Raw genomic sequence first — 11,002 nt, 5'->3', positions numbered from 1 at the left:
AGCGCCTTTGTCCATGCCGGTGTCGCCGAGAATGCTCGGGTTGACGAACAGGATGTAGGCCATGGCCAGGAAGGTGGTGACGCCCGCGAGAATCTCGGTGCGCACATTCGTATTGTGTGCGTTGAGTTGGAACAGCCTTTCCAGCATGTCTAGCTCCCCATGACGCATCCTGCGCCGTAAATGTATCGACTAAAACAGCAAAGCACAGGCTGCTGATTACGCCTGTAGATTTTCTGTGTGTCGGAAAAAGCCGCGCATCATACCAGCAGCCCGAGTGGATGGCTGCTGGCAGATGTTCAACGCAAAGCATGCATGAAATCGGCCATCCAGCTTATCTGCTGGCGACCATGCTCAAGTCATAAAAGCTAACTAAACTCTCAGGATTACTGTGAAGGGGTTTTAGATGACTCAACGAGCCTTGATTGCCGTCGCGGATGGTATTGATGACCTGCAAAGCGTGACCTTGATTGATGTATTGCGCCGCGCCGAAGTGGAGGTGGTCGTCGCCAGCATCGAGTCACGGCGCATGCTGACGGCCGCACGTGGCACACGTTTGACCGCCGATGCGATGCTGGTCGATGTGTTGGCGCAGACCTTTGATTTGATCGTGCTGCCCGGTGGCATGCCTGGTGTCGAGCACTTGGCGGCGCATCAACCGTTGGCTCAGCGTTTGGCAGAACAAGCAAAGGCCGGGCTTTTTTATGCCGCCATCGGCGAGGCCCCTGCGGTGGCGCTGCAAGCTTACGGCGTGCTTAAACAGCGACGCATGACGTGTCATCCCGAGGTCAGTAATCGGCTGTCAGGTTGTGTGTTTGTTGATCAGCCGGTGGTGGTGGATGGCAACTGCATTACAGCTCAAGGCTCGACTGCGGCGCTGGAGTTTGCGCTGGTGCTGGTTGATGTGTTGTGTGGGAAGGGCAAGCGGGCGGCGGTTTTGAAACTGTTGGGCTGACCGCTGCACCACATTGACCCTTTCGCGAACAAGTTCGCTCCCACAGAGTCTTTGCCTGGCGCTGAATCTGGATGTATCCAAAATCCGGTGGGAGCGAGTTTGTTCGCGAAGGCCATGACGCGGTTTACCTGACACACGAAGACACCCCATCACCCCACCCTGAACGTTGCGAACCTCACGAAGTCGTAAAACTAAGACGCAGAAAACTGCGCTGCAAGCTACCTACCGTGAGGTTTCCATGAGCGTGACTACCCAACCGGATTTCGCTGGCCACGCGATCCGTCTGACCCTTAATGGCCAAACTCGGCAGCTTGATGTGCAACCGTGGACTACGCTGCTCGACTTGCTGCGCGACCAACTCGACCTGATCGGCACCAAAAAAGGCTGCGATCATGGTCAATGTGGCGCCTGTACTGTGCTGCGCGACGGCAAGCGCATCAACGCTTGCCTGACGCTGGCGATCATGTGCGATGGCACCGAGCTGACCACCATCGAAGGCTTGGCCCAAGGCGATCAACTGCACCCGCTGCAGCAGGCCTTCATTAAACATGACGCATTTCAGTGCGGATATTGCACGCCGGGGCAGATTTGCTCTGCGGTGGGCCTCGCCAGCGAAGGCCGCGGCAATAGCAGCGCCGAGATCCAGGAACTGATGAGCGGCAACCTCTGTCGTTGTGGTGCGTACAGCAATATTCTCGCGGCCGTTGAAGAAACCTTGCCACAACTGCGCGCTCAGCACCCCGTCGTCCAATACGGAGGTGCTGACGAATGAATCCGTTTAACTACAGCAAACCCAACGACGTCTCCCAGGCAATCAACCTGGCAGGTCCCGCAACGCGCTTTATTGCCGGCGGCACCAATTTGTTGGACTTGATGAAAGAAAACATCGCACGCCCGGAGCATTTGATCGACATCACCGGGCTACCCTTGGGTGACATTCGTGAAACGCCCAGTGGCGGTGTGTTGATCGGTGCCTTGGTCAGCAATGCTGACTTGGCATGGCACCCGCAAATAGAGCAGCGCTACCCGTTGCTCTCCCAAGCGCTACTAGCCGGAGCATCGCCGCAGTTGCGTAACATGGCCAGTACCGGCGGCAACCTGCTGCAACGCACCCGGTGTTACTACTTCTATGACGCGACGGTGCCTTGCAATAAACGTGAACCCGGCAGTGGCTGCCCTGCGCGCGATGGTTTGAATCGGATTCACGCGATCTTTGGTGCCAGCGATGAATGCGTCGCCACCCATCCGTCCGACATGTGCGTGGCCTTGTTGGCCCTGGACGCGGTGGTCCATGTGCAAGGACGTTCTGGCGAGCGGACCATCGAATTTGCTGATTTTCATCGTTTGCCAGGCGCACACCCCGAGCGCGATAACCAGTTGGCTGATGATGAATTGATTACCGCTGTCGAGTTGCCTGCCCAAGGGTTCGCCGCCAACAGCAACTATTTGAAAATTCGTGACCGTGCCTCGTACGCGTTTGCTTTGGTGTCCGTCGCGGCGGCGCTGGAAATGGATGGCGACATCGTGACCGATGTCCGGGTGGCGCTGGGCGGCGTTGCGCACAAACCATGGCGTGATCAGGAGGCTGAGGGCGTGTTAATTGGTAAGGCGGCGTCGGCTGATCACTTCGCTGCGCTTGCAGATGCATTGCTCCAACACGCCACACCGCTGGAACACAACGGCTTCAAAATCAAACTGGCACGTCGCGCGATCATTCGCGCCCTGAGCGATGCCGCTGCAGGAGGGCGCGCCCGATGAATACCACTATTAATCCTATGGGTCAGTCACTGGACCGTGTCGACGGTCTGCTCAAAGTCACGGGTCAAGCGCGGTATGCAGGTGAATTTCCCGAAGCTGGTTTGCTGCATGGCAGTGTGGTCTCCAGCACCATCGCCAAAGGTCGGGTGATCAACATCGACACCTCAGCGGCGCTGAAGGTGCCGGGTGTGATGATGGTTCTGGATCATACCAATCGACCGAAGCTCGCCAGTTACGACAAAGATTATGAAGACGCTGACTCCGCTGAGGGGTCGTCGTTTCGCCCGCTGTACAACGATCGTGTGTTGTACAGCGGTCAACCGTTGGCGCTGGTGGTTGCCGATACCCTGGAGCTGGCGCGGTACGCTGGCTCATTGGTGCGCATCGAATACGCCTACGAGCCACATGAGACCGATCTGCTGGCGGAACAGGACGAGGCTCACACCGCGCCGGCTGAAACGCCCAAACCACGGGGCAATTTCAAGGCTGAGCTGGCGGGTGCAGCGCTGAGCATTGATGTTCGCTACAGCACGCCCAATGAGTACCACAACCCGATGGAACCTCACGCGTCGACAGTGCTGTATCAGGCCGATGGTAGCTTGCAGATTCATGACAAGACCCAAGGTCCGCAGAACTGCCAAAGCTACATTCAAAAAGTGTTCGGTCTGGAAAAAGACAAGGTGCGGATTCTCGCGGCGTTTGTCGGTGGCGCCTTTGGTTCCGGTTTGCGCCCGCAGTATCAATTGCCGCTAGCGGTGATGGCGGCGCTGGAGCTTAAGCGCTCGGTGCGCGTGACATTGACTCGCCAACAGATGTTCACCTTCGGCTACCGCCCACGTACCCTGCAACGGCTGCGCTTGGGGGCTGCTGCCAATGGCCGATTGGTCGCGGTGGGGCACGATGCGATTGGTCAGACCTCGCGTTTTGAAGACTTCACCGAGCACGTCGTGGAGTGGAGCGGCATGCTCTATAAGTGCGACAACGTCGAGTTGACCTACAAACTGGCGTCGCTGGACGTCTACACGCCGTTGGACATGCGTGCGCCGGGAGCTGCGTTAGGTGTAAATGGCCTCGAATGCGCCATGGACGAATTGGCCTGTGCGTTGGCCATCGACCCGGTGCAGTTGCGTCTGATGAACTTCGCTGAGCGCAACGGCAACGAAGACAAACCCTATTCCAGCAAAGAATTACGCGCCTGTTATGCACAAGGCGCCGAGCGTTTCGGTTGGGATCAGCGCAACCCTGAGCCGCGCAGTATGCGCAAAGGTCGGCAACTGATTGGCTGGGGCATGGCAGGCGGTGTCTGGGAATCGTTGCAAATGAAGGCCAGCGCCAAGGCCAGGATCGACGCCGAAGGCAAGCTCACCGTCAGCAGCGCGACCACCGATATTGGCACTGGCACTTACACGGTGATGACCCAAATCGCAGCGGCCAGCGCCGGAGTGGCGCTGGAAAACGTCACCTTTGTGTTGGGTGATTCGTCGCTGCCCACCGCGCCATTGCAGGGTGGCTCGTTCACCGTTTCTTCGGTCGGTACGGCGGTGCAGCAGGCATGTGAAGCACTGCGCGGCAAGCTACTGGACGCAGTGCGGGAGACGAACCCAGCGTTTGCTTCGGCGCAGGCAGAACAATTATATGTGGCCGGTGGGTACGTGAGCTTCGGCGAACAGCAATTGTCGCTGGCGGACATCGTGCGCGGGCTGCCGGGCCAGCAACTGGAAGTACAGGTCGACGCCAAACCCGATGAAGAAAAACGCAAACCCTACGCCACCGCAACGCATTCGGCGGTGTTCGTTGAAGTGCAGGTCGATGAAGACTTGGGCAGCGTGCGTGTCAGTCGAGTGGTGAGTGCCGTCGCGGCGGGGCGTGTGGTCAATCCGAAGTTAGCCCGTAGTCAGATTCTCGGTGGCGTGGTGTGGGGCGTTGGCATGGCCCTGCATGAAGAGGCTCAGACCGACCATAACCTTGGGCGCACCATGAACCATAGCTTGGCTGAGTACCACATCCCGGTGAACGCCGACATCGGTAGCATCGACGTGATATTCGTCGAAGAACAAGACGATGTCGTTAACGCGCTGGGTTCCAAAGGGGTCGGTGAGATTGGTATTTGTGGCGTAGCAGCAGCTGTCGCGAATGCCATCTACCACGCCACCGGTAAGCGAATTCGGGACTTCCCGATTACTCTCGACAAGCTGATTTAGCGCCTACGGATGCTCGATGGCGTTTTGCCTCCCTCTATGTCGCCAGGGTGCAAATGCGTGTCGCATAGAGGCGTTTTATAGGACGCTGTGCTGCGTAATTTGGTGCGCCACGGCAGCGTTCGATTGCCGATCTGCACATAGCTCTTCCTTGAACTCTGCCTATAACTCTACATAAAAAAAGACAGCCAACCCGAAGGAGCACGCATGAAGAGATTTATCCGTCATATCAGTTGTGGTGTGTTGATGCTGAGCAGCTCCGCGTTGATGGCGGCCGAGCCCGCGGCTTGCCAGAATGTGCGTATGGGTGTGGTCAACTGGACGGATGTAATCGCCACCAGTGCGGTAGCCGAAGTGCTGCTGAAGAACATGGGGTATGAGGTCAAACAGACCAGTGCGGCGCAACAAATTGTGTTCGGCGGCATGCGTGATGGGCGTCTGGATATATTCCTCGGCTACTGGAAGCCGGCCATGGATAAAAACATCGCACCGTTTATAGCCGCTAACCAAGTCAAGGTGCTCGAAAAACCGAGCATGAATGACGCACAGGCGACCTTGGCAGTGCCCGATTATGTCGCTGCGGGTGGTCTGAAAACCTTCGCCGATATCGCAAAATTCAAAGACAAACTGGGCGGCAAAATCTACGGTATTGAGCCCGGTACCGGCGCCAACTCCAACATCAAAGCCATGATCGACAGCAACCAGTTTGGCCTGGGCGGTTTCCAGTTGGTGGAATCGGGTGAGGCCGGCATGCTCGCCGCCGTCTCGCGAGCCGTCAAACGCAACGAGTGGGTGGTGTTTGTGGGCTGGACCCCGCACCCAATGAACATCAACATGAAAATCGCGTACCTGAGTGGCAGCGATGACGTGTTCGGTCCGAATGAAGGCGCCGCGACGGTGTCGGTGGTGACAGCGCCGGACTACGCTCAGCGCTGCCCTAATGTCAGCCGTCTGCTGAGCAATCTGACATTCAACGCCGCGCAGGAAAGCCAACTGATGGTGCCCATCATGGACCGCAAGGCGCCGGACGATGTGGCCAAGCAATGGCTGCATGATCACCCGGAAGACGTGCAGCGCTGGCTGGCCGGTGTGACTACGTTCGAGGGCAAAGACGCAGCTAAAAACCTGCAACTCAGCCTTGGCCAATAACGCTTAACGCCCCGCCTTTTGCCCAGCCCCTCCGCCGTTGTGGGGCGGGCTGGAGCTCGTATGATCTCGCCCTATCGTTTGTCGCCAGCTATGGCCGAATTCGTTGCGCTGACCCTCAGCTTTACCGCCCAAGAGCCTGGTATCAATGGCATGCGCGAAGCGTATTCGCGCATGTGCCTGGCTTTCACGCCCGAACGGGCCGCGGGCCTCAGTGTGATCGACCTTGCCGTTGCCGGTGTGCCGGTTCGCTGCTATCGACCTGCCGGTACAGCGCCAGAAAATGGCTGGCCGTGCGTGGTTTATCTGCACGGTGGCGGTTGGGTGGTGGGCGATCTGGAGTCCCATGACTTTTTGACAGCGGCATTGGCCGCCGATCTAAGCGCGATAATCATCGCCGTGGATTACCGGCTGGCGCCGGAGTTTCCGTTTCCGGCGGCGTTCGACGACTGCCTGACGGTGTGGCGCGCGGTGCGGCAGCAGTCGAGCGAACTCGGTGTTGATCCGCAACGGATTGCGATCGCTGGAGACAGTGCAGGTGGCAACCTGGCAGCCGCGCTGTGTTTAGCGCTGCGCGACGCAGGTGAGGCTCAGCCCAAAGGCCAGGCATTGTTGTACCCAGGGTTGGGCGGGGCAGCGGACCTACCCTCTCGAAGTGAATGCGCCGACGCGCCGTTATTGAGCAGTAATGATCTGGAGTGTTACCGAGCGTTGTACTTGACCCATCGCGACCAGGAAAAGCTGCCTTATGCGATGCCATTGATGGCCACCGAATTCAGCGCTTTAGCGCCAGCGTTTGTCGCCGTTGCGCAGTACGACCCTCTGCGTGACGACGGCGTTTGCTATCACAAGGCTTTGAAAAACGCCGGCGTACCCAGCGAGTTTTATCTGGGCGCGGGACTGGTCCACGGCTGCCTGCGTGCTAAAGGCAAAGCGCCTGAAGTTGACGCGTTGTATGAAAAACTCTTAGCGGCACTAAGAAGGTTCTTGGACTAGAGCCTAAATTTCCCTTTCCCCCTACGGGCTTTGTAGAAATCCCTGTAACAGTCCTCCTACAAAAAAGCATGTGGGTCAGGCCTGATGTTCTCGATGTTTAAAAAGTGTATATAGATTTAAATTATTCTTTTGAGAATACTGGGTCTCAATCGATCGTTATTGTCTCTGTAGTATAGTTATTACGGCCGTTTTCAATGAATAGCAGTGTGCCTGAAATGTCTATTTGCAGGGGGGGTACTGTGTATATTATTTAAATATTTTCCGGTAATAATATGCTCGAAAAGCTTCCTAAAATTATAAAACTTCAGCTTTTGGCCGCAGCCTGCAATAGCGCTGGTGGCATCCTAAAGCTGTTTTTGCCGCGGTTTTTTTACGAGGTTTATAATTTTGATTTCACAACTATCGCGTGGCTGATGGGGGCTTATGGGGCCGGGTGCATTGTTGGTGCTTACTCCAGTGGGGTGCTGTCCGAGTATTTGAATGCTCAGTGGATCGCCGGGAGTTCATTATTGTGCAGCGGTGTGCTCTCCGCTGCATTTTCACTGGCTCCGCCCTTGACGGTTTTACTCCTTATTGTGCCGCTGGTTGGGGTTTTCGATGGGGCCTTTCGCCCGGTCAATTTGCGGCTAATTACCGATGCCAGTTCCCGAGAACTTAAACTTCACGTTCAGGGGCTGCATCGGGTTGTGTTTAATCTTGGCATTGCCGCTGCTGGCCTTATTGTGGGCACCTTGGTGAGTTTCGGATACGAGTATGTATTTCTGTTCCAAGGAGCGCTCAATGTATGTGGCAGTCTTTTTTTGCTGAGCTACGCATACAAATACGCAGGGCTACTGTGGGGTTATACAAAAGGCGCCACAACAGAATCTCCGCAAGAAATTCCAGCACCAGTATGCTCCCCATGGAGAGACACGTTATTTCTCATTTTTATCTTTGGGCAGCTTCTTGCACTTGGCATTTTCGATCAAATGTACGGTACGTTCGGGGTGTTTTTACGCGAGCATTCCAACGCTGGGCCGGAGTGGATTGCTTATCTGTTCTCAATGAATGCGGTGTTAGTAGTGATATTGCAGATGCCCGTAACTCGGCTAATCAACCGCCACGGGATGGTTGCCGCTGCCCGGATAGGCATTGTTTTGCTGGGTGGTGCGTTCTTGTTGCTAAATGCAGGCGATCACATTGGGTGGGCTGTTTTGACGACGTTGGTCATTACGGCTGCCGAGCTGCTGTTGATTCCGGTCTGGACGCTGGTAGTCCTGGCACGTGCTGAATCTCGTCAAAAGGGCAAATACCTAGGGATATTCACGGCGGCATGGTTGGGGCACTCACTCTACGGTCCTAGCGTAGGTATGTGGATATACGGTGCTTATGGCGGTTCTACGCTTTGGTGGATGTGTGCGTGTGTAGGGGTGGTGGTATTCGTTCTGCATTATTCGACAGTCGTGCGTTTAGGGCGCGGATAAGGAGTTCGAAAGCGCGCGAACTCCCAAAGGGGTGGTCGGCTGCAAATTCTGTGGGAGATTCTAGGTTGAGGGCAATCCCACAGACCTTGGTGACCCTGTGGGACCGAATTCATTCGGGAAGGCAAACAACGCGGTATTTCAGATAAACCGAGGCGTGACCTTCCCGAACAAGTTCGGTCCCACCAAATCTCAACTTGCTTCCGGATTAGGGGCAATCCAAAAAACTGTGGGGCTTGCTTGCGAAGGACGCGGCGCGGTTTGTTAGGTACGCCGCGCTGCCCGATTCCCGAATGAATTCGGTCCTACAAATTGCTAAACCGTTTGCGTCTCCTGCTCCACCACGATATCGCGCATCCGATCGCGGTTGGCCAACGTCGGGAACAGTTTGATCCAGGTTCCTGTGACTACCAGCGTGCCGATACCGCCCATTACCACGGCCGGCACGGTGCCGAACCAGTGGGCAGTCAGGCCAGACTCGAATTCGCCCAGTTGGTTGGACGCGCCGATGAATAGGCCATTCACTGCGCTGACCCGGCCGCGCATCTCGTCTGGGGTTTCCAACTGCACAAACGATGCGCGAATCACCATGCTGATCATGTCCGCCGCGCCGAGTACTGCCAGCACTGCCAAGGAAAACCAGAACGACGTCGACAAGCCGAAGGCGATGGTCGCGACGCCGAATACGCCGACCGCCGTGAACATCACCCGACCGACGTTACGGTCTACTGAGAACCGCGCCAGCCAGAACGACATTAGCAACGCGCCCACTGCCGGAGCCGAACGCAGCAGGCCGAGGCCCCAGGGTCCGGTGAGCAAAATGTCTTTGGCGAACACTGGCAGCAGGGCCGTGGCCCCGCCGAGCAATACCGCGAACAGGTCCAAGGATATCGCGCCGAGGATGTCGGGTCGGCTGCGAATAAAGCGAATGCCTGCGAGCAGTGAATCCAGGGTCGCCTTGCCGGTATTCAACGGCGTTTGCCGCTTCGGCAGATTGAGCATCAACCCACAGGCAATTATATAGAGGACCACCGTCGGGCCGTAGACCCAAGAACTGCCGAATGCATACAAAAAACCGCCCAAAGCTGGCGCGACAATGGTGGCCGATTGCTGGGCCGACTGCGCCGCCGCAACGGCCCTTGGAAATAGCTCGTTAGGCACGATGGAGGGCAAGAGCGCCTGAGTCGTCGGCATTTCGAACGAGCGAGCCGCACCCAGTAGGAACGACAGAATAAAGATCATTTCCGGAGTGATGGTGCTCGTACTGCTGCCAATGAACAGCGCCAATGCGATCAGCGCCTGCCCGGCCTGGCAAATCGCTGCGACCATGCGTCGGTCATAACGGTCGGCGACATGCCCGGTATGCAGCATGAAAATGACCCGAGGGATGAACTGAACCAGGCCCACAAGCCCCAGGTCCAGTACGTTGCCGGTCAGTTGATAGATGTTCCAGCCAATGGCGACGCTGAGCATCTGAAAGCCACTGGCAGTGAATATTCGCGCGAACCAAAAAGCCAAAAAAGGACGGTGATGGCGCAACAACATTGGTGCTTGATTCGGCATTGGAGACGCGACCTCAACAGTGATAAGCGAGGTTAACATGTACTTTGTAACATTTGTTTGCGAGGGTGAGGCTGCGTCGCGTTTCTATTCAGGTCGGATTTGGTGAGACAACTCGTCACGCGACAATCAACCACACAGTTCAGGCTGCGAAATGCGTCTACTCTTTGACTCATCGTTGACCTGCATCAAGCTGCCTTGCGGCGTTGCGTGAAGGTCTTCTGCAAAAAAACCTACGCGCGAACCCTACAGAGCAACTCCTAGACGCGGCACGCCATATCCGTGGGGCAGTGGTTACTGGCCTCGGTCAGTTGCCGGATTTATCTGATTAGAGGAAGACCTATGTTCGGTTTAGAGGCGATTGATCTCGCCCGAATTCAGTTCGCATTTACCATCTCGTTTCACATTCTGTTTCCTGCCATTACCATCGGTTTGGCAAGCTATCTGGCGGTACTTGAAGGTTTGTGGCTGAAAACCCGGAACGACGTGTACCGTGATCTGTACCACTTCTGGTCGAAGATTTTTGCTGTCAACTTCGGTATGGGCGTGGTTTCCGGGTTGGTGATGGCCTATCAGTTCGGTACCAACTGGAGTCGATTCTCAGACTTTGCTGGTGCGGTTACTGGGCCACTGCTGACCTACGAGGTCTTGACCGCTTTCTTCCTGGAAGCCGGTTTCCTGGGGGTGATGTTGTTCGGCTGGAACAAGGTCGGGCGCAACCTGCACTTTTTCTCCACCGTCATGGTTGCCATCGGCACGTTGATTTCGACGTTCTGGATTCTCGCCTCCAATAGCTGGATGCAGACGCCGCAGGGCTTTGAGATCATCGACGGTCGGGTGATTCCGGTAGATTGGTTGGCTGTTATTTTCAACCCGTCGTTCCCATTCCGCCTGGCGCACATGGCTACAGCAGCGTTTGTCGCCACGGCCTT

Annotated in this window: 9 protein-coding genes and 1 pseudogene; 8 read left to right on the top strand and 2 right to left on the bottom strand. The window is 56.4% G+C overall.

Annotation, left to right across the window (positions count from 1 at the left end):
- Positions 1 to 147: pseudogene (locus M0974_RS32875) on the bottom strand (NCS2 family permease); the annotation flags it as partial.
- Positions 148 to 403: 256 nt separating this feature from the next.
- Between M0974_RS32875 and M0974_RS32870 the strand changes: the two are divergent.
- The 7 genes from M0974_RS32870 (at position 404) to M0974_RS32840 (ending at position 8,513) form a co-directional block, all read left to right on the top strand.
- Positions 404 to 952: a DJ-1 family glyoxalase III gene (locus M0974_RS32870; protein ID WP_297846451.1), complete on the top strand. Its 549-nt coding sequence runs from the start codon at positions 404 to 406 to the stop codon at positions 950 to 952.
- 238 nt (positions 953 to 1,190) lie between these two features.
- Positions 1,191 to 1,724: a (2Fe-2S)-binding protein gene (locus M0974_RS32865; RefSeq protein ID WP_297846450.1), complete on the top strand. Its 534-nt coding sequence runs from the start codon at positions 1,191 to 1,193 to the stop codon at positions 1,722 to 1,724.
- Positions 1,721 to 2,710, top strand: coding sequence for a xanthine dehydrogenase family protein subunit M (locus M0974_RS32860; protein ID WP_297846448.1), 990 nt, complete (start codon positions 1,721 to 1,723; stop codon positions 2,708 to 2,710). Before M0974_RS32865 ends, M0974_RS32860 begins: the two co-directional genes overlap by 4 nt.
- Positions 2,707 to 4,911 carry a xanthine dehydrogenase family protein molybdopterin-binding subunit gene (locus tag M0974_RS32855; RefSeq protein WP_297846447.1) on the top strand — a complete coding sequence of 735 codons (2,205 nt, stop codon included), beginning with the start codon at positions 2,707 to 2,709 and terminating at the stop codon, positions 4,909 to 4,911. Before M0974_RS32860 ends, M0974_RS32855 begins: the two co-directional genes overlap by 4 nt.
- Before the next feature lie 204 nt (positions 4,912 to 5,115).
- Positions 5,116 to 6,057, top strand: coding sequence for a choline ABC transporter substrate-binding protein (locus tag M0974_RS32850; protein ID WP_297846446.1), 942 nt, complete (start codon positions 5,116 to 5,118; stop codon positions 6,055 to 6,057).
- A gap of 63 nt (positions 6,058 to 6,120) precedes the next feature.
- Complete coding sequence (locus M0974_RS32845; protein ID WP_297846452.1) at positions 6,121 to 7,050, top strand: alpha/beta hydrolase; 930 nt, start codon at positions 6,121 to 6,123, stop codon at positions 7,048 to 7,050.
- A gap of 272 nt (positions 7,051 to 7,322) precedes the next feature.
- Positions 7,323 to 8,513, top strand: coding sequence for an MFS transporter (locus M0974_RS32840; RefSeq protein WP_297846445.1), 1,191 nt, complete (start codon positions 7,323 to 7,325; stop codon positions 8,511 to 8,513).
- Between the two features lie 312 nt (positions 8,514 to 8,825).
- Here M0974_RS32840 and M0974_RS32835 read toward each other — a convergent pair whose 3' ends face one another.
- The gene (locus M0974_RS32835; protein ID WP_297846444.1) at positions 8,826 to 10,073 is read right to left on the bottom strand and encodes an MFS transporter; all 1,248 of its coding nucleotides are present in this window, start codon (positions 10,071 to 10,073) and stop codon (positions 8,826 to 8,828) included.
- A 339-nt stretch (positions 10,074 to 10,412) separates the two neighbouring features.
- Between M0974_RS32835 and M0974_RS32830 the strand changes: the two genes are divergently transcribed.
- Positions 10,413 to 11,002: cytochrome ubiquinol oxidase subunit I (locus M0974_RS32830; RefSeq protein WP_297846442.1), on the top strand; the 590-nt coding region annotated here is incomplete at its 3' end.

This window comes from Pseudomonas sp., assembly GCF_026224925.1.
Classification (GTDB): domain Bacteria; phylum Pseudomonadota; class Gammaproteobacteria; order Pseudomonadales; family Pseudomonadaceae; genus Aquipseudomonas.
Note: the sequence above shows the minus strand (reverse complement) of the source record. Positions and strands in the feature narration are given on the sequence as shown.

Bases quoted from the DNA above. Each gene is read 5' to 3' on its own strand.
- M0974_RS32870 (WP_297846451.1), top strand. From the start codon at position 404: ATGACTCAACGAGCCTTGATTGCCGTCGCGGATGGTATTGATGACCTG.
- M0974_RS32865 (WP_297846450.1), top strand. From the start codon at position 1,191: ATGAGCGTGACTACCCAACCGGATTTCGCTGGCCACGCGATCCGTCTG.
- M0974_RS32860 (WP_297846448.1), top strand. From the start codon at position 1,721: ATGAATCCGTTTAACTACAGCAAACCCAACGACGTCTCCCAGGCAATC.
- M0974_RS32855 (WP_297846447.1), top strand. From the start codon at position 2,707: ATGAATACCACTATTAATCCTATGGGTCAGTCACTGGACCGTGTCGAC.
- M0974_RS32850 (WP_297846446.1), top strand. From the start codon at position 5,116: ATGAAGAGATTTATCCGTCATATCAGTTGTGGTGTGTTGATGCTGAGC.
- M0974_RS32840 (WP_297846445.1), top strand. From the start codon at position 7,323: ATGCTCGAAAAGCTTCCTAAAATTATAAAACTTCAGCTTTTGGCCGCA.
- M0974_RS32835 (WP_297846444.1), bottom strand. From the start codon at position 10,073: ATGCCGAATCAAGCACCAATGTTGTTGCGCCATCACCGTCCTTTTTTG.